Below are 17,218 nucleotides of genomic sequence, written 5' to 3' on the forward strand. Positions count from 1 at the left end.
CGCACAATGGCGACCCGAGCGGCCCGGGCCAAGGGCGCAAGGCCGCTTATCGCGCCGATATCAACAGGGCGCCGCCGAATCCATCGGCCACGACCGCCTGGCGCGCCCGCTCGGCCGCATTGGGGTCGTTCCACGGGCCCATCAGGACGCGGAACATGCTCTGGTCGCTCGCGGCCTGAACCCGGGCGGAGCGACCGATTCTACCGGCGGCGGCCTGGGCCAGCGGCTGATCGCGATAGGCCACGACCTCGATCCAGTATCTCTGCTCGGCGGCGACCGGCGGCGAAACGACCGGCGGGGCCACCGGAGGTCGGGGCGCGGCCTCGGCCATTTGCAGGACCGTTCCCCCGCCCAGACGCGGGGCCCGACCCAGGTAGCGGACCCGGACCTCACCCACGCCCCGATTCAGCATGTCGAGCGCCTCGGCCGCGCCGCGGGACAGGTCGATGATCCGGTCATCGACGAACGGCCCGCGATCGTTGACGCGCAGCACCACCCGGCGCCCGTTGGCGGTGTTCGTGACCTCGACCAGCCCCGGCAGCGGCAGGGTCTTGTGCGCGGCAGTCAGGGCATGCATGTCGAACCGCTCTCCGGTCGCAGTCGGGCGGCCGTTGAACTGGTCGCCGTACCAGGAGGCCAGGCCTACGACATCGTAGTTCGACTGCTCCTCCGGCTGATACCAGCGCCCCCGGATCTGATAGCGACGCATGGTGCCCGACACGATCGGCGCAGGATCGGTCACGACCGGCGCCGCCTCGGCCATGCGGCTTCCACCGCCCGGACGCGCCAGGCCTCCCGTCGCACCTGCACCCGCGCAGGCGGTCAGCAAGGCCGTAGCGGCCGCAACGACGGCGACACGAGAGGCGCGGCGGAGAAGATCGGACGAAATCGACATGACGAAATCATCGCCGAACCGATTTCCGTTTTGGTTAACGCGACATGCGCTGCTATGCCCCCTCTCCAGCCGGACAGGTGGCCGATCAGGCCGCCGCCATCCTGTCGTCAGCGACAGCAGCGGGTCGGCAGGGAAGTGTGGCCGAGTGGTTTAAGGCACTGGTCTTGAAAACCAGCGACGGTGAGAGCCGTCCGTGGGTTCGAATCCCACCGCTTCCGCCAATGGCTATGGCCCGGGCGGCTCGCGACTGACGCGAACCCGGTTATGCGTTAGGCTTGACCGAACAACGCGGAAGATTCGATGCCCCCGACGAACAGCCCGGCCCTGACCAAACAAGAGCAGTTCCTATGGGGCGTCCAGACGCTCTTGCTCCTCTATGCCAACCACCACGCCCATAATTCGGAAGTGCGCGATGATCCGCGTGCGGTTACGGCGATTTCGGCGGCGGGCAATTTCGTGACGGTGCATATGGCGCTAGTCGCATCAACCCGCATCCCGTCCGACATGGACGCCAGCGACGCCATTCATGCGTTTCACTTCGCCTACGTCCACAAGCCGACTGACGGTAGTTCGCCTGATATTCCGGCGTGGCTGACGAACCTCTCCTGAGGCCGAGCGATTGCGCGAGAGCGATCTTGAGGACTTCACCCAGTTCCTGGAAGAGTTTCAGGGTGAAACGGATCGCGGCGCGGCCTTAGTAGGCGCAGCGCTTATTGATCTTCGTTTAGCCGACACGCTGCGGGCTTTCATGGTTTCAGAGGCTGCGGCGAAAGACTTGCTGGACGGCGCAACCGCGCCGTTGGGAACGTTTTCGTCTCGCATCAAAGCGACCTTCGCCCTTGGCCTTATCGACAACTTCGAACGCGCCGAGTGCGATAGCATTCGCAGGGTCCGAAACGAGTTCGCCCATCGTACACACGGCGTGGGCTTCGATGACGCCAAGATCGCGGCCCTATGCGACCGCCTGAGGTCGGACTTGCCCGGCGGACCGGTGGCCCACGCCGGAGCCTACCGGTTCAAATTCATCAACGCTGTGATCCTCACGGTGATGCGTCTGACGTATCGGGCCGAGCGGGTTGCTGTGGACCGTCGGCGCACGGTGACGTGGCCGTGACCCGAAGCAAGAAGGCTCCGACGTCCAACGACGAACCGTGGACGATGGACGAACTGCAACGTGAGTTCGAACGGGTCGTCCGGGAGGCGCAGGAAGCCGGTAAAGAACTCACCGCAAAGCAAGTTGCCCGCATCGCCGAAAAGGCGACGAAAAGCGCAGGGCGCGCCTTCTATCGGACTTTGATCGACACTGCGCCGGACATGCTCGCGGATCGTAGGAGAGAGCGGGCGGGATTTGAACGCCGAAACTTCCAACGCTGGCGAAAAGCGTTCGACCTCATCGAAACGATCTGGGTGTCATGCGAGGAACTTGGTCGTACCTTCAATCAGCACCACCGCCCCGGGGCCGTGAGAGAAAAGGATTATGTCTTCGAGGCACTTACCCACCTTCACGCGAAGGCATTACTCGTTACGTCCGAAATCATCTGTTTGCTCAAGGGTGGCTTCGCAGACGGTGCGCTTACGCGGTGGCGCACCATTTACGAAACCAACGTGATTGCCGCGCTCATTCGGCAGGAAGGTCAAGAACTGGCGTTGCGGTATCTTGCACACTCGCGGGTTCAAGCTTGGAACGAAGCGCAGGACGAAACCGCTGAGTCCGATGAAGACGAGCAAGAACGGCAACGCCTGAAAGCGCAGGCCGAATTCGCAATCGCGAAGTTCGGCCCTGAAATAAACCGGCGAAACGGCTGGGCCTGCGCCATTACAGGTCAAAAGCACCCGACGTTCGATAAGCTGGCGGAGTTGGCGGGACGGACGGATGAGAAGTCGCTGTATCAACATGCCTCGCTGCACGTTCACGGAAATCATCGCGCCTTAGACGAGTTGCTAGGCATGTGTGAATCACAGGAAGAGGTCTTACTTGTTGGACCTAGCAACTCTGGAATGGTCGGGCCATTGACCCTTACGGCGATTAGCATCGTAGAATCGACGTCGTTGTTGTTGCGATCGAAACCGAACTTCGACCGGCTCGCATTCTTCAACACCCTCTGGCGCATGGCACAACGAATGAACAAGCTCGCCAGCGGGATCGAACGGCGGACATTCGAAGCAGCCTAAAGGCGAAAGGCCGCAATCAAGGCATAAGGCCACAGCCAGCATGCTTCCGCCGCGCCGTGAGGCATCCTGGGCGCCGCAGGGGACACCGTTCGCACGGCATCAACAACTTACTCAGCCTCAGCCAAGCCGCCGACCCTTAGACCAGTCGGCTCTGCACCACGGCCGCTTCGATGAAGCTCGCAAAGAGGGGATGCGGCTTGAACGGCCGGCTCTTCAGTTCGGGGTGGTACTGGACGCCGATGAACCAAGGGTGGTCATTGCGCTCGACGGTCTCCGGCAGGACGCCGTCGGGCGACAGGCCGGCGAAGACCAGACCCTTGTCCTCGATCGCTTCGCGATAGTTGATGTTGACCTCGTAGCGGTGGCGATGCCGCTCGCTGATGGCGGTCGTGCCGTAAATCTCGGCGATCTTCGATCCGGGCGCGAGGGTCGAATCATAGGCGCCCAGACGCATGGTGCCGCCGAGGTCCCCGCCCTGGGTGCGCAGGACCCGCTGGTTACCTTGAGTCCATTCAGTCATCAGGCCCACGACCGGCTCCTCGGTCGGGCCGAACTCGGTCGACGACGCCTTGGCATAGCCGGCCTGGTTCCGGGCCGCCTCGATCACGGCCATCTGCATGCCGAAACAGATACCGAAATAGGGGATGTTGCGCTCGCGGGCGAAACGGGCCGCCTCGATCTTGCCCTCGGCCCCGCGCTCGCCGAAGCCACCGGGGACCAGCACCGCGTGCGCGCCCTGAAGGCGTTGCTCGCAGGCGTCGCGGTCGCCCTCGAAGGTATCGGCCTCGACCCAGTCGATGTTGACCTTGACCTGGTTGGCCACGCCGCCGTGCTGCAGGGCCTCGATCAGGGATTTGTAGGCGTCCTTGAGGACCGTGTACTTGCCGACCACGGCGACGGTGACCTCGCCGTCGGGCTGCAGGCGGCGACGCACGATCTCGTTCCAGCTCGACATGTCCGGCTCGGGCGCGTCGGTGATGCCGAAGTGGGCCAGGACCTCTGCGTCCAGACCCTCGCGGTGATAGTCCAGCGGCACCGCATAGATGTCCTCGGAATCCATAGCCTGTATGACGCCGGACGGGCGGACGTTGCAGAACTGGCCGATCTTCCGCTTTTCCTCGTCGGGGATCGGAAACTCGCAGCGGCACAGCAGGATATCCGGCTGGATGCCGATGGAGCGCAGTTCCTTGACCGAGTGCTGGGTCGGCTTGGTCTTCATCTCGCCGGCGGTCTTGATGAAGGGCAGCAGGGTCAGGTGGACGAAACAGGATTGGCCGCGCGGCAGGTCCTGGCCCAGCTGGCGAATGGCCTCGAAGAAGGGCAGCCCCTCGATATCACCGACCGTGCCGCCGATCTCGACCAGGACGAAGTCGACGTCCTCGCCCTCGTCCGTCATGGCGGGCGTCAGGCAGAAGGATTTGATCTGGTCGGTGACGTGCGGGATCACCTGCACCGTCGCGCCCAGATAGTCGCCGCGACGCTCCTTCTCCAGGATGGTCGAATAGATGCGGCCGGTCGTGATGTTGTCCGACTTGGCCGCCGACACGCCGGTGAAACGCTCGTAGTGGCCCAGGTCGAGGTCGGTCTCGGCGCCGTCGTCGGTCACGAAGACCTCGCCGTGCTGATAGGGGCTCATCGTGCCCGGATCGACGTTCAAATAGGGGTCGAGCTTGCGCAGGCGGACCTTGTAGCCGCGCGCCTGAAGCAATGCGCCGAGAGCCGCCGACGCCAGCCCCTTGCCCAGCGAGGAAACCACGCCGCCCGTGATGAATACATATCTAGCCACGGGGGATCACCTTAGGCGCTGATTCGGCGCCGCCGAAGGGATCGAAGCGTGATCCCTTGTTGAAAACAAAACTCCGCCCCGGAGCAGGTCCGGAGCGGAGGGGATTGGGGCGGTAAAAGCGGCGGAGATCCGCCGTCACCTTATTGCTCCGGCGCGGGGGCCGGGGTGGCGCCGGCCGTGGGCAGGCTGGCTTCCAGGTCGTCGAGCGACGGCGCGGCAGGAGCGGCCGGCGTCGTTGGAGCGGGCGCGGTCGTCGCGCTGCCGGCCGGAGCCGTGTCGAGAGCGATCGAGCCGACGGCGGCCGCGTCCACGACCGATTGGTCGGCGCGTTCCATGTTTCCGACGATGGTCAGCGAGATGGCGCAGAGCACGAACAGGGCGCCGAGCCACCAGGTCACCGTGGTCAGGAGGTTGCCCGCGCCGCGTGCGGTCATGAAGCCCGAAGGCCCGCCGCCCATGCCCAGCGCGCCGCCTTCGGAGCGCTGCAGCAGGATCACCCCGGACAGGGCGATCGAGATGATGATCATGGCGACGAGAAGAATGGTCTGGAGCATGGGTGCTTACATGTGTGGCGGACGACCGCCGATTAAGCGGCGGCGTCTACCATCGAGGGAGGGATTAGGGAATAGGGAGTAGGGATCAGGGGCCAGCCCGTTCGCCTTGCTACTCCCTACTCCCCGATCCCTGATCCCTGTCGCCTTCAGGCGGCCCCAATGATGGCCAGGAAGTCGGCCGCCTTCAGCGACGCCCCGCCGACCAGGGCCCCGCCGACATTCTCCACCGCCAGAATGTCGCGTGCGTTCGCCGGATTGACCGAGCCGCCATACAGAATCGGCGCGGCCCGGCCGGCCTCGCCCAGCCGTTCGACCATGGCGTCGCGCGCGGCGGCGTGGATTTCTGCAATCTGATCCAGCGTCGGCGTCAGCCCGGTGCCGATGGCCCAGACCGGCTCGTAGGCCAGGGCCCAATCCTTGCCGGCCAGTTCGTCATGGAGAGAGCCGAGAATCTGGCCGCGCACGACCGAGGCCGCCTGACCCGCCTCGCGCTGGGCTAAAGTCTCGCCCACGCAGATGATCGGCGTCAGGCCCGCGCGAAGGGCGGCCCCGACCTTGTCCGAAACGATCGCGTCTGTCTCACCGCACATCTGACGACGCTCGGAATGGCCGACGATGACGAACTCGCAGCCGGCCTCGAACAGGAGTTCCGCAGAGATGGAGCCCGTGAAGGCGCCGCTGGGCTTGGCGTGGCAGTCCTGACCGCCGATGGCGATTGCCGCAGGCTCTCCGATCCGGCGCAGGCGTTCGATCAGTGTCGCAGGCGGGCAGACGGCCACGTCGACCCTGTAGGGGTCCGATTTCAGCTGCTCGGCCAAGGCTTCAAACTCGGCCAGGCCTCCGGCGTCGCCGTTCATCTTCCAATTGCCGACGATCATCTTCACGGATTGTTTCATGCGCCCTGTCTAGGCGCCGTCTGGCCTGCTGCCAAGTCCACGGCGCGTCGAGCGCTTGCGGGGTGGCGGCACCCTCCCCTATACGGCGCGGTGGCGCGCTTCGCCGTCCGACCGTCAGGCTCTCTCGATGATTTCCGTGTTCCGCGACTTCGCCAAGTCCAAGTGGGCCGTCGCCCTGTTCGTGCTGCTGATCCTCAGCTTCGCCGTAGTCGGTGGGTCGCAGACGGACGTGTTCAAGAGCCTGGGCGCCCAGCACGTCATCTCGGCCGGCGAGCGCTCAGTGGACGCCAATCAGTTCCGCACCGACTTCGAGCGTATCCGCGCCAATGCCTCCGAACAGGAAGGCCGTCCGCTCACCCTCGAGGACCTGGTCACCGCCAATCTTCACGTCCGCTACCTGGAGGCTCAGACCCAGCGCCTCGGCTTCCTGGAATGGGCGCGCCGCGTCGGCATCCGTCCGGACGAGTCGCTGATCATCAAGCGCATCCGCGAGATCCCCGCCTTCTTCAACCAGGTGACCGGCGCCTTCGATCAGGCCCAGTACGAACAGACCCTGGCGCAACAGAACTTCACCCCGGCCCAGCTGGAAGAAGAGTTCCGCGACGCCGCCGTGACCGAGCATTTCGGCAGCGCCGTTCAGGCCGGCATCCGTTCGCCGCGCATCTTCGGCGCCCTGGTCGCCGGCCGCGCACTGGAGCTGCGCGACGGCCGCTGGTTCACCGTGACCCAGGCCATGGCCGGCACGACCGGCGCTCCGACCGATGCCCAGCTGACCGCCTTCATGAGCGAGAACGCCGCCCAGCTGCGCCGCCCCGAGTTCCGCATCGCCTCGGTTGTCCTGTTCAACGACGCCGTCGGCGCCGCCCCGGCCCCGATCACCGAAGAGCGGATCGTCGAGCGTTTCAACTTCCGCAAGGACGGCCTGTCGACGCCGGAACGCCGCACCTTCACCACCCTGACCGTGGCGGATCGCGCCGCCGCCGACCGCATCGCCGCCGCCCTGCGCGCCGGTCAGTCGCCGGCCGCCGTCGCCGAGGCGAACCGTATCCAGCCTGCCGAATATGCCGCCCAGCCGCAAAGCGCCGTGGCGGACCCCGCCGTCGGAACCGCCGTCTTCGGTCTGACGACCGGCCAAGTCTCGGCTCCGATCCAGGGCCGCGTCGGCTTCACCGTCGCCAAGCTGGTCGCCGTCACCCCGGGCGCGCCCGCCACCCTGGAAGGCGTCCGTGAGGCCATCGTCACCGAGTTGCAGGATGAGGACGCCAAGGCGCGCGTCTTCAGCCGCGTCGAGGCCTACGAAAAGGCCCGGACCGACGGCAAGCCCCTGGCCGACGCCGTCCGTGAAATCGGCGCTCGTATCGTGCAACTGCCGCCCTTCACCCAGGACGGCCGCCTGCCCGACGGCCAGCCGATGAACGCGCCGCCGCAGATCCTGCAGAACGCCTACACCCTGACGAAGGGCGCCGAGTCCGACGTCATCGACGCCGGCCAGGGCCAGTATTTCGTCCTGCGCCTCGACGACATCCAGCCCGCTGCCCTGCCGACGCTGGCCGATATTCGCGAGCCCCTGGCCCAGCAGTGGACCCTGCGCGAGAACGCTCGCCGCCTGACTAACAAGGCCGAGGAGCTGGCCGCCCGCGTGCGCGGCGGCGAGGATATCGCGGTCGTCGCCCGTTCAGCCGGGGCTGAGCTGACCACCCGCACGGGCGTGCAGCAGAACGCTGAATCGCAAGGCTCCCTGGGCGACGGCGTCCTGGGCGGCCTGTTCGGCCAGGGTCGCGGTCAGGTCTTCACCGGCCCGGCCTCGGAAACGGCCTTCGTCGTCGGTCGCGTGGACGCGGTTCGCGCCCCCACCGCCGCCCTCGCAGCGCCCATCGCGGACCAGATCCGCCCGCGCATGGCTCAGGAGCTGGTCAACGGCGCCGGCGAGTCCTTGGTCGCGGCCGCGTCGCGCAAGGTGAAGGCCGAGAACGACCCGGCCCGCGCCGTCGAAGCCCTCGGCGTCACGCCGCCCGCCGCCGGTGCGACGACCCCGGCCGCGCCCGTCGCCCCCGCTCAATGAGCCAAGGCGGCGCGGAGCCCGATCGCGCGGCGCTGATCGTGGGGCTGACGCAGGGACGGCCCCAGGTCGTCGTGCGCCGGATCGTCGACGACCTGGAGACCCCGGTCTCCGCCTATCTCAAGGTGGGCTGGGGTCGCACCCATGCCTTCCTGCTGGAATCGGTCGAGGGCGGGGCGCTCAACGGCCGCTATTCGATTATTACCCTCGAGCCTGACGTGGTCTGGCGCTGCCGCGACGGCCTGGCCTCCATCGCGCGCGGCGCCGACGTCGCCGCCAAACGCTATGCGGCCCAGACGGGCGGCGCGCTGGACAGCCTGCGCGCCCTGATCGCCGAGACCCGGTTCGACCTGCCCGAAGGCCTGCCGCCCATGGCCGCCGGCCTGTTCGGCGTCTTCGGCTACGACATGGTCCGTCTGCTGGAACCGCTCGGCGCACCCAATCCTGATCCGCTCGACCTGCCCGACGCCGTCCTGACCCGCCCGTCAGTGGTGGCGGTCTTCGATTCGGTGAAGCACGAGATCGTCGTCATGGCCCCAGTCTGGCCCGGCGCATCGGACGCGACCGCGGCCATCGCCGCCGCCGAGGCCCGGCTGGACGACTTCGAGGTTCGCCTGCGTCGTCCGCTGGTCGCCCGTGGCGCGGCCGAGCCGACCACAGCCCTCGACTTCCGTTCGCCGGTCAATGCGGCCGGCTACGGCGACCTGGTCGCGGCGGCCAAGGGCTATATCGCCGCCGGCGACATCTTCCAGGTCGTGCTCAGCCACCGCTTCCGTGCGCCCTGGGCCGGCGATCCGTTCGCCTTCTACCGCTCGCTGCGCCGCCAGAATCCGTCGCCCTATCTGTATTTCCTCAACTTCGACGACTTCCAGCTGGCCGGTTCCAGTCCGGAAATCCTCGTCCGGCTGAAGGACGGCGGCGTGACCATCCGCCCGCTGGCCGGCACCCGCCCGCGCGGCGCGACGCCCGAGGCCGACAAGGCGCTCGAGGCAGAACTCCTGGCCGATCCGAAAGAGCGCGCCGAGCACCTGATGTTGCTGGACCTGGGCCGCAACGACGTCGGTCGCGTCGCCGCCCCAGGCACGGTCAAGGTGACCGAAAGCTTCGTCGTCGAACGCTACAGCCAGGTCATGCACATCGTCTCCAACGTCGAAGGCCGGGCCCACCCGGACATCGACGCCGTCGACGCCCTGCTCGCCGCCCTGCCCGCCGGCACCCTGTCCGGCGCGCCCAAGGTCCGGGCCATGGAGATCATCGACGAGCTGGAGACCGAAAAGCGCGGCGTCGGCTACGGCGGCGGCGTAGGCTATATCTCGGCTGGCGGAGAGGCGGACATCTGCATCGTCCTGCGCACCGCCATGTTCGCCGACGGCCAGGTCTTCATCCAAGCCGGCGCCGGCGTCGTCGCCGACAGTGATCCGGCCGCCGAGTTCGCCGAGACCGAGGCCAAGGCCCGCGCCCCCATGCGCGCCGCCGAGGACGCCTGGCGTTTCGAACTGGGCGCGCCGCTCAATACGGCCGGCGAAATCTAGAAGGTCTGGACGTCCGCGCTCGAATCTTCGATCGCCACGCCCGGCCCCAGGATCATCACCCCCGCCAGCAACACGGCCGCGCAGGCCGCGAGGCTCGCCGCCGCCAGCGTCCCCATGACGCCCGTCTTCGCTTCCGGCTCGCTCAACACCACACGGGCGGCGTCGATCTGGGTCTGGGTGTCGCGCATGGAATCGTCGGCTCCGGGGAAGCGTCGATTTCATTCCGCCAAGGTTAACGATCCGTGTTCAGCCGTGTCCGCTTGGCGCGGCGATCCACAGCCTCTAGAAGCGCAGCCATGATCCTCGTCGTCGATAACTACGACAGCTTTACCTACAACCTCGTCCACTACCTCGCGGAGCTGGGTGCGCAGACTCATGTCATCCGCAACGACGACCTGACGGCCGAGGAGGCCTGGGCGCTGAAGCCGGAAGCCGTCCTTCTGTCACCCGGTCCCTGCGCCCCCGATCAGGCGGGCATCTGCCTGCCCCTGATCGACACCGCGCCGCTGGACATGCCGATCCTGGGCGTCTGCCTGGGCCATCAGGCGATCGGCCAGGCCATGGGCGGCCACGTCATCCGCGCCAAGGCTTTGATGCACGGCAAGACCTCGCCGATCCTGCACGAGGGCAAGGGCATGTTCGCCGGCCTGCCGTCGCCCTTCACTGCGACCCGCTATCACTCCCTGGCGGTCCAGCGCGAAACCCTGCCCAACACGCTTCAGGTTACTGCCTGGACCGAGGACGGCGAGATCATGGGCTTCCAGCACCACGAGCGGCCGATCCACGGGGTTCAGTTCCACCCGGAGTCGATAGCCACCGAACACGGCCACGAGATGCTGGCCAACTTCCTCGATCAGGCGGGCGTCAAACGTCTGGCGATGGTCTGAGCCCATGTCCGAGGGTGGTTTCAAGCCGCTGCTGGCCAAGCTGGTCGACGGCCGCACGCTGACGTCGGAAGAAGCCGGCGACTTCTTCGCCGCCTGTCTGCGCGGCGAGCCGACCCCGGCCCAGGTCGCCGCCGCCGTCACCGCCCTGCGCATCCGCGGCGAGACCGTTGACGAGATCGCCGCCTTCGCCCAGGCCATGCGCGACGCGGCCACGACGCTGGACCACCCCTACGACGTCATCGACACCTGTGGGACGGGCGGCGACGGGGCGCATACGTTCAACATCTCGACGGCCGCTGCGCTCGTGCTCGCGGGCGCCGGCCTGAAGGTGGCCAAGCACGGAAACCGCGCCATGAGCTCGAAATCCGGATCGTCCGACGTCCTCGGCGTGCTCGGCGTCGACCTGACGGCGGGTCTGGCCCAGCAGCGTCAGGCTCTGGACGAGGCCGGCATCGCCTTCCTTTTCGCGCCCGCCTACCACGGCGCCATGCGTCACGTCGGACCGGTCCGCGCAGAGATCGGTTTCCGCACCGTGTTCAACCTACTGGGCCCGCTTTCCAACCCGGCGGGCGCCAGGCGCCAGGTCATGGGCGTCTATGATCCGCGCCTGCTGGAGCCGCTGGCCGAGGTTCTCGGCCGCCTCGGTGCCGTCCGCGCCTGGACCGTCCACGGCCAGGGCCTCGACGAACTGACCACCACGGGCCCGACCGACGTCGCGGAATGGAAGGACGGCACCGTTCGCCGCTTCGAGATCACGCCCGAAGACGCCGGCCTGCCCCGCGCCGACATCGAATCCCTGCGCGGCGGCGACGCCGAGACCAACGCTGCGGCCCTGACCGCTCTGCTGGCGGGCCAGACCGGCCCATATCGGGACGTCGTCCTGCTGAACGCCGCCGCCGCCCTCGTCGTCGCGGACAAGGCTTCGGACCTCAAATCCGGCGTCGCCCTCTCCGCCGCCGCCATCGACGACGGCAAGGCGGCCGAGGCGCTGGCCGGTCTCGCCCGCATCACCTCTACCCCTCAGCCCCTCGAAGACCCCGCATGACCGACGTCCTCAACCAGATCGCCGCTTACAAGCGCGTGGACGTCGCCGCCCGCAAGGCCGCGCAGTCGCAAGACCAGATCGAATCGCTCGCCATGATCGCCGGCATGCCGCGCGGTTTCCGCAGCGCCCTCGAACGCCGTGCCGCGCCCGGCCGCCCGGCCCTGATCGCCGAGATCAAGAAGGCGAGCCCTTCAAAGGGCCTCATCCGCCCCGACTTCGACCCGCCGGCCCTGGCCCGCGCCTACGAGGCCGGTGGCGCCGCCTGCCTGTCCATCCTGACCGACGGCCCCAGCTTCCAGGGCGCCGACGACTATCTGGTTCAGGCCCGCGCGGCCGTCGCCCTTCCCTGTTTGCGCAAGGACTTCCTCGTTGATCCCTGGCAGGTGGCCGAGAGCCGGGCCCTTGGCGCCGACTGTATCCTCATCATTCTGGCGATGATCGACGACGTCCTGGCCGACGAACTCCTGTCCGAGGCCCGCCGCTTCGGAATGGACGCCCTGATCGAGACCCACGACGAAGACGAAATGGCCCGCGCCGCCGACCTCGGCGGCGATCTGGTCGGAATCAACAACCGCTCGCTGCGGACCTTCGACGTCGATCTCGACGCCACGGCCCGCCTCGCGCCGCGTTCGCCCGTGGGTTCGTTGCTGGTGGCCGAGAGCGGAATCTTCAGCCCGACGGATGTCGCGGAAGTCGCTTTAGCAGGCGCCGCCGCCATCCTCGTCGGAGAGAGCCTGATGCGGCAGGATGACGTCACGGCCGCCACCGAGACCCTGCTCGCCTGATCTCTGCGGCCTTCGCGCGATTGGCTAGCGCACGGCGCTCGATTTCGCGGTGTTGGCGGTTTAGCCCCCGAAACTTTTGCAGTCGGACTTCTATCGAAAGCCGGATTCGCAAGCGTGCATTGACCGCAATCTGACGGGCTCAGAACGGCGGTCGGTACGCCGCCTATGGGCCGCGTCGCCGTTAAGTTGACATTAGGCAAGAACACTTACAGAACATCGACAACGGTTCACGACTTGTTCTGAAGGCGATTCCCACCATGCTGACGCGCAAGCAGCACGAACTCCTGATGTTCATCCACGAACGGATCAAGGAGACCGGTGTCTCCCCCTCGTTCGACGAGATGAAGGAGGCGCTGGATCTGGCGTCCAAGTCGGGCATCCACCGCCTGATCACGGCGCTCGAGGAACGCGGCTTCATCCGCCGCCTCGCCCACCGCGCCCGCGCGCTCGAGGTGGTGAAGCTGCCCGAACAGGCGACGACCGGCCCCGTGCGCGGCCGTTCCGGCTTTACCCCTGCGGTTATCGAGGGCGGCGGTCGTAGCGCTCCGTCCGAGCCCGCAAACGACACCCGCGAACTGACCCTGGTCGGCAAGATCGCCGCCGGCGTGCCCATCGCTGCCCTACAGGGCGACAACGGCCGCTATCAGGTGCCTGAGTCCATGCTGGGTGCCGGCGAGCACTATATGCTCGAGATCGAGGGCGACTCGATGATCGAGGCCGGCATCCTCAACGGCGACCTGGTGGTCATCAAACGCGTCGACACCGCCTCCTCGGGCGAGATCGTCGTGGCTCTTGTGGAAGGTGAAGAGGCGACCCTCAAGCGCCTGCGCAAGAAGGGTAATTCCATCGCCCTCGAGCCCGCCAACCGCAACTACGAGACCCGTATCTTCGGCCCCGACCAGGTCGAGGTCCAGGGCAAGCTGGTCGGCCTCATCCGCCAGTATCACTGATCCCGGATCAAGTCCGGGATGACAAGGTTCGACCCTTGTCATCCCGGAACGTCGAAGACGTATCCGGGACGGCTCCAAGGCCGGTCGCCCCGCACGTCGGCGGCCCAGACCGCGCGCCAGCCCTGAGCGGTGCGCCACAACTCGACCGAGCCACCACGCTGATAGTCGAGCCCATCCAGCACCAACCGACCCTGGCAGGCTGACGGCAAGGTCGGCAGGATGGCGCGGACGCTGACCAGAGGCGCTGACGCACACAGCGCGGCGAGTTGCTCGGCGTCAGGCGCGGCTTTTCCCCACCACAAGGCCAAGGGGCCGGACGCGGCTTCGGCCGGGGCGCAGCTCGATCGCGCACAGACCCAGCCCTCCTCCGGCCGAGGCTCCAGCAAAAGCCCCCGCCGCCGCGACCACAGGTCCGCCGCGAACTGCCGCACGCCCGGCCGCACCACGACGGCCTTACCCGCCTCGCTGAAGGCCGCGTTCGTGCCCCCATCACCAATCCAGGCCGTCGGCGTTGGCGCGCGCGGCCAGATCAAGACCGCGCAGGCGAACGGCAGCCCCAGCCACCGCAGCCGGCCCGTCCAAAGGCACATGAACAGGACGCCCAGAAACGCGATGGGCAGCACATAGTCCGGCGCACTGGCGATCGTCTTCACCGCCCCCGGCAGGCCGGCCGTCCAGTGCCCGACCGCCAGCATCAGATCGACGCCCTTCCCCGCCACCCACAGGAACGGCCCGCCGAGGCCGACCGGCTCCAGCAGCGCCCCCAGCGCTAGCGCCGGCATCATCAGGAAGTCCGCGATCGGCGACGTCGTCAGATTGGCGACCAGGCCATACATGGCCGCGCGATTGAAATGCTGGATCGCGAACGGCCCGGTCGCCGCTCCCGCCACCAGACTGGCCGTCACCGCCACAGTCAGCCAATGCCTGACCGACTGAACGGCCGCTATGGGCCAGGGCACGGACAGCTCCCGCGTCCTCGGCGGCCACGCCTCCGACAGGGCCACCAGCGCCGCCGTCGCCGCGAACGACATCTGGAACCCCGGCGTCACGATCGCCTCGGGTTGGATCACCAGGACGATCATCGCCGCCACCGCCAGCGCATGCATGGTGATCGCCGGCCGATCCAGCAGGATCGCCGCGAACGCCACCGACGCCGTAACCGCCGCCCGCTGCGCCGGTGCCGGCGCGCCCGACAGCACCAGATAGCTCCACACGGCGAGCAGTCCGACAGCTGCGGCCACCTTCTTGCCGGACACCCTCAACGCCAGCCATGGCCAAGCCGCCACCGCCAGCCGCACCAGGAAGAAGGCGAACCCGCCGACGATGGCCATGTGCAGGCCCGAGATCGACAGGATGTGCGCCAGCCCGGAATCCCGCATGGCATCGAGGTCCTCACGCGTGATCCAGGTCTCGTGCCCCGTGGTCATGGCCGCCGCGACCCCGCCCGTCCGCTCACCCAACCGGTCCACGATGCGCTGAGCCAAGGCGAACCGCGCCCCGTTGACCGCCATGTCCAGCCGCAGTCTCCATGGGGGCGGCGCGAGATATGCGGTTCGCGTCTCCCCGAGCGCGAACGCCGTCCCGCCCAAACCCTGAAAATAGGCGTTGCGCCCGAAGTCGTAGGCGCCCGGACTGGCCGGCGGCGGAGGCGGATTGAGGATCGCGAACAGCCGGATCGCCTCCCCCGGCCTCGGTGGCTCGCCCCGCACCGTGGCCCGCAGCCGGATCGGCGTGGCCTCAGGCTCAAGGCCTCGAATCCGTACCGGGGCGATCACGATCCGGTGTCCGCGATCGCCGGGACTGTCGACGTCCAGGACCCAGGCTTCGACCACGGTCGGCTCGGCCAGAGCTGGGGCGATCGGCGCCGCGACCCGGTCGGTCCGCAATTTCGCCCCCGCCAGCCCCAGGAATAGACAGGCGACCAGCATCAGCGGCAGGGTCACCGTCCGGCCGCGCCCCCGCATCCGCGCACCCAGCCACAACCCCGTCGCCAGCAGGGCCGCTAGCACCAGCGGCCACAAGGCCGGCTCCGATCTCAGGGCGAAATAGATCGCGGCACCGCCCCCGAAGGCCACCGGCGCCCACAGCCGCCAGCGCAGGGTCTGCCCCCGCACCTGATCCCACGCCCATTCACGAAGCTGCGCCGCCGGGGTGGGCTTTGCCGCGTCGGGGGGTATAAGGGCGGCCCGTTCGGACCCCTCCCCCATGCCATCAGCTTCATCCCCCCAGGTCGTCACCCGTTTCGCCCCCTCGCCCACCGGCTACCTCCACATAGGAGGTGCGAGAACAGCGTTGTTCAACTACCTTTACGCGAAAGGTCGCGGCGGGAAGTTCCTCGTGCGTATCGAGGACACCGACCGCGAGCGCTCGACCGACGACGCGGTCAAGGCGATCTTCGACGGCCTGAGCTGGCTCGAACTGTTCGCCGACGAGGAGCCCGTCTTCCAGCACGCCCAGGCCGATCGCCATCGCGAGGTCGTGGACCAGCTTCTGGAACTCGGCGCCGCCTACCGCGACTTCACCTCGGCCGAGGAAACCGGCCGTCTGCGCGACGAAGCCAAGGCCGAACGCCGCACGTTCGAATCGCCCTGGCGCGACCGCCAGCCGACCGTCGACGACCTGTCCCAACCGCACGTCGTCCGCTTCCGCCGCCCCCTGCCGGGCCGGGTCATTGTGGCCGACGCCGTTCAGGGCGAGGTCAGCTGGGACGCCAACGATCTCGACGATCTGGTCCTGCTCCGTTCCGACGGCGCGCCGACTTACAACCTCGCCGTCGTTGTCGACGACCACGACATGGGCGTGACCCACGTCATTCGCGGCGACGACCACCTGAACAACGCCGCGCGCCAGGCGCTTATCTATGACGCGCTCGGCTGGACCCGGCCGGTCTTCGCCCACATCCCGCTTATCCACGGCCCCGACGGCGCCAAGCTGTCGAAGCGCCACGGTGCTCAGGCGGTCCATGAATATGCCGAAATGGGTTATCTGCCCGAGGCGATGCGCAACTATCTGGCCCGTCTCGGCTGGGCCCACGGTGACGACGAGTTGTTCGGCGACGAACAGGCGCGGGAATGGTTTGACCTCGACGGCGTCGGCAAGGCGCCCGCCCGGCTCGACTTCGACAAGCTGGCCCACGTCAATTCGCACTGGCTGCGTCTGACCGCCGACGAGCGTCTGGCCGGCATGACCCTCGACGCTCACCTGGCCAAGGGCGCGGCTCTGAACGAAGGCGACGAAGTCAAACTCCAGCGCGCCATGCCGTTCGTGAAGGACCGCGCCAAGACCCTGCTGGAACTGGCGGACCAGACGGCTTTCGTGCTGAAAGCCCGTCCGCTCGAACTCGATGAAAAGGCCCGCGCACTGCTGTCCGGCGAAACTGCCGACCGGATCGCCCGCGTCCGCGCGCGCCTGAACCTGTTCGAAAGCTGGGACGTCTTTGCCCTCGAGGCGGAACTGAAAGCCTTCGCCGAGGATGAGGGCGTGGGTTTCGGCAAGATCGGCCCGCCCATGCGCGCGGCCCTGACCGGCGGTGCCGCATCGCCCGATATCGCCCGCACCTTGTCGGCATTGGGGCGAGAAGAAGCGCTCGGGCGCTTGGATGATGCGCTGCAACACACTAAGTGATCGTGCGTAACCCTAAAGGTCTCGCTGTCGGGC

General features: G+C 67.6%; 16 protein-coding genes and 1 tRNA gene. 11 read left to right on the top strand and 6 right to left on the bottom strand.

Annotated features, from left to right (window positions below; translation table 11 throughout):
- Positions 1-46: 46 nt before the first annotated feature.
- Entirely contained in the window at positions 47-895 is an 849-nt protein-coding gene (locus ACW171_RS04070) for a septal ring lytic transglycosylase RlpA family protein (RefSeq protein ID WP_492095820.1), read from the bottom strand.
- 131 nt (positions 896-1,026) lie between these two features.
- Here ACW171_RS04070 and ACW171_RS04075 point away from each other — a divergent pair.
- The 4 genes from ACW171_RS04075 to ACW171_RS04090 all read left to right on the top strand — a co-directional run bounded on the left by ACW171_RS04075 (position 1,027) and on the right by ACW171_RS04090 (position 3,067).
- A tRNA-Ser gene (locus ACW171_RS04075) sits at positions 1,027-1,116 on the top strand.
- 79 nt (positions 1,117-1,195) lie between these two features.
- Positions 1,196-1,504 carry a hypothetical protein gene (locus tag ACW171_RS04080; RefSeq protein ID WP_492095821.1) on the top strand — a complete coding sequence of 103 codons (309 nt, stop codon included), beginning with the start codon at positions 1,196-1,198 and terminating at the stop codon, positions 1,502-1,504.
- Between the two features lie 10 nt (positions 1,505-1,514).
- Positions 1,515-2,009, top strand: coding sequence for a hypothetical protein (locus ACW171_RS04085; protein ID WP_492095822.1), 495 nt, complete (start codon positions 1,515-1,517; stop codon positions 2,007-2,009).
- A gap of 44 nt (positions 2,010-2,053) precedes the next feature.
- On the top strand, positions 2,054-3,067 hold the full coding sequence (locus tag ACW171_RS04090) for a DUF5677 domain-containing protein (protein WP_492095823.1): 1,014 nt from the start codon (positions 2,054-2,056) through the stop codon (positions 3,065-3,067).
- Positions 3,068-3,203: 136 nt separating this feature from the next.
- Here ACW171_RS04090 and pyrG read toward each other — a convergent pair whose 3' ends face one another.
- The 3 genes from pyrG to tpiA form a co-directional block, all read right to left on the bottom strand.
- The gene (gene pyrG, locus ACW171_RS04095) at positions 3,204-4,853 is read right to left on the bottom strand and encodes a CTP synthase (protein ID WP_492095824.1); all 1,650 of its coding nucleotides are present in this window, start codon (positions 4,851-4,853) and stop codon (positions 3,204-3,206) included.
- 140 nt (positions 4,854-4,993) lie between these two features.
- The gene (gene secG, locus ACW171_RS04100; RefSeq protein WP_492095825.1) at positions 4,994-5,407 is read right to left on the bottom strand and encodes a preprotein translocase subunit SecG; all 414 of its coding nucleotides are present in this window, start codon (positions 5,405-5,407) and stop codon (positions 4,994-4,996) included.
- Between the two features lie 146 nt (positions 5,408-5,553).
- On the bottom strand, positions 5,554-6,303 hold the full coding sequence (tpiA, locus tag ACW171_RS04105; protein ID WP_492095826.1) for a triose-phosphate isomerase: 750 nt from the start codon (positions 6,301-6,303) through the stop codon (positions 5,554-5,556).
- Positions 6,304-6,430: 127 nt separating this feature from the next.
- Here tpiA and ACW171_RS04110 point away from each other — a divergent pair, with 127 nt between their 5' ends.
- Positions 6,431-8,365, top strand: a complete 1,935-nt coding sequence (locus tag ACW171_RS04110; protein WP_492095827.1) for a peptidylprolyl isomerase — start codon at positions 6,431-6,433, stop codon at positions 8,363-8,365.
- On the top strand, positions 8,362-9,894 hold the full coding sequence (gene trpE / locus ACW171_RS04115) for an anthranilate synthase component I (RefSeq protein ID WP_492095828.1): 1,533 nt from the start codon (positions 8,362-8,364) through the stop codon (positions 9,892-9,894). Before ACW171_RS04110 ends, trpE begins: the two co-directional genes overlap by 4 nt.
- On the opposite strand, the gene ACW171_RS04120 is transcribed toward trpE, so the two are convergent.
- Positions 9,891-10,082: a peptidoglycan-binding protein gene (locus ACW171_RS04120; RefSeq protein ID WP_492095829.1), complete on the bottom strand. Its 192-nt coding sequence runs from the start codon at positions 10,080-10,082 to the stop codon at positions 9,891-9,893. The genes trpE and ACW171_RS04120 overlap by 4 nt on opposite strands.
- A gap of 108 nt (positions 10,083-10,190) precedes the next feature.
- Here ACW171_RS04120 and ACW171_RS04125 point away from each other — a divergent pair, with 108 nt between their 5' ends.
- The 4 genes from ACW171_RS04125 (at position 10,191) to lexA (ending at position 13,561) form a co-directional block, all read left to right on the top strand.
- Entirely contained in the window at positions 10,191-10,781 is a 591-nt protein-coding gene (locus ACW171_RS04125) for an anthranilate synthase component II (protein ID WP_492095830.1), read from the top strand.
- Positions 10,782-10,785: 4 nt separating this feature from the next.
- The gene (trpD, locus tag ACW171_RS04130) at positions 10,786-11,826 is read left to right on the top strand and encodes an anthranilate phosphoribosyltransferase (protein ID WP_492095831.1); all 1,041 of its coding nucleotides are present in this window, start codon (positions 10,786-10,788) and stop codon (positions 11,824-11,826) included.
- Positions 11,823-12,611 (top strand): indole-3-glycerol phosphate synthase TrpC, encoded by a 789-nt coding sequence (trpC, locus tag ACW171_RS04135; protein ID WP_492095833.1) that lies wholly within the window; start codon positions 11,823-11,825, stop codon positions 12,609-12,611. The genes trpD and trpC overlap by 4 nt, the downstream gene beginning before the upstream one ends.
- 257 nt (positions 12,612-12,868) lie before the next feature.
- A complete protein-coding gene (gene lexA, locus ACW171_RS04140) occupies positions 12,869-13,561 on the top strand; it encodes a transcriptional repressor LexA (protein ID WP_492095834.1) in 693 nt (230 codons plus the stop codon).
- A 38-nt stretch (positions 13,562-13,599) separates the two neighbouring features.
- Here the strand turns inward: lexA and ACW171_RS04145 are convergent, their stop codons facing one another.
- The gene (locus tag ACW171_RS04145) at positions 13,600-15,768 is read right to left on the bottom strand and encodes a ComEC/Rec2 family competence protein (protein ID WP_492095835.1); all 2,169 of its coding nucleotides are present in this window, start codon (positions 15,766-15,768) and stop codon (positions 13,600-13,602) included.
- Here ACW171_RS04145 and gltX point away from each other — a divergent pair.
- Positions 15,767-17,185, top strand: a complete 1,419-nt coding sequence (gene gltX, locus ACW171_RS04150; protein ID WP_492095836.1) for a glutamate--tRNA ligase — start codon at positions 15,767-15,769, stop codon at positions 17,183-17,185. The two genes, ACW171_RS04145 and gltX, sit on opposite strands and share 2 nt — an antisense overlap.
- Positions 17,186-17,218 lie beyond the last annotated feature (33 nt).

The organism is Brevundimonas sp. FV1ye28 (assembly GCF_058681135.1).

Excerpts from the sequence above, each read along its gene's own strand:
- ACW171_RS04070 (WP_492095820.1), bottom strand. The coding sequence starts at position 895 with ATGTCGATTTCGTCCGATCTTCTCCGCCGCGCCTCTCGTGTCGCCGTC.
- ACW171_RS04080 (WP_492095821.1), top strand. The coding sequence starts at position 1,196 with ATGCCCCCGACGAACAGCCCGGCCCTGACCAAACAAGAGCAGTTCCTA.
- ACW171_RS04090 (WP_492095823.1), top strand. The coding sequence starts at position 2,054 with ATGGACGAACTGCAACGTGAGTTCGAACGGGTCGTCCGGGAGGCGCAG.
- secG (WP_492095825.1), bottom strand. The coding sequence starts at position 5,407 with ATGCTCCAGACCATTCTTCTCGTCGCCATGATCATCATCTCGATCGCC.
- tpiA (WP_492095826.1), bottom strand. The coding sequence starts at position 6,303 with ATGAAACAATCCGTGAAGATGATCGTCGGCAATTGGAAGATGAACGGC.
- ACW171_RS04110 (WP_492095827.1), top strand. The coding sequence starts at position 6,431 with ATGATTTCCGTGTTCCGCGACTTCGCCAAGTCCAAGTGGGCCGTCGCC.
- trpE (WP_492095828.1), top strand. The coding sequence starts at position 8,362 with ATGAGCCAAGGCGGCGCGGAGCCCGATCGCGCGGCGCTGATCGTGGGG.
- ACW171_RS04120 (WP_492095829.1), bottom strand. The coding sequence starts at position 10,082 with ATGCGCGACACCCAGACCCAGATCGACGCCGCCCGTGTGGTGTTGAGC.
- ACW171_RS04125 (WP_492095830.1), top strand. The coding sequence starts at position 10,191 with ATGATCCTCGTCGTCGATAACTACGACAGCTTTACCTACAACCTCGTC.
- trpD (WP_492095831.1), top strand. The coding sequence starts at position 10,786 with ATGTCCGAGGGTGGTTTCAAGCCGCTGCTGGCCAAGCTGGTCGACGGC.
- trpC (WP_492095833.1), top strand. The coding sequence starts at position 11,823 with ATGACCGACGTCCTCAACCAGATCGCCGCTTACAAGCGCGTGGACGTC.
- lexA (WP_492095834.1), top strand. The coding sequence starts at position 12,869 with ATGCTGACGCGCAAGCAGCACGAACTCCTGATGTTCATCCACGAACGG.
- gltX (WP_492095836.1), top strand. The coding sequence starts at position 15,767 with ATGCCATCAGCTTCATCCCCCCAGGTCGTCACCCGTTTCGCCCCCTCG.
- ACW171_RS04145 (WP_492095835.1), bottom strand. The coding sequence starts at position 15,768 with ATGGGGGAGGGGTCCGAACGGGCCGCCCTTATACCCCCCGACGCGGCA.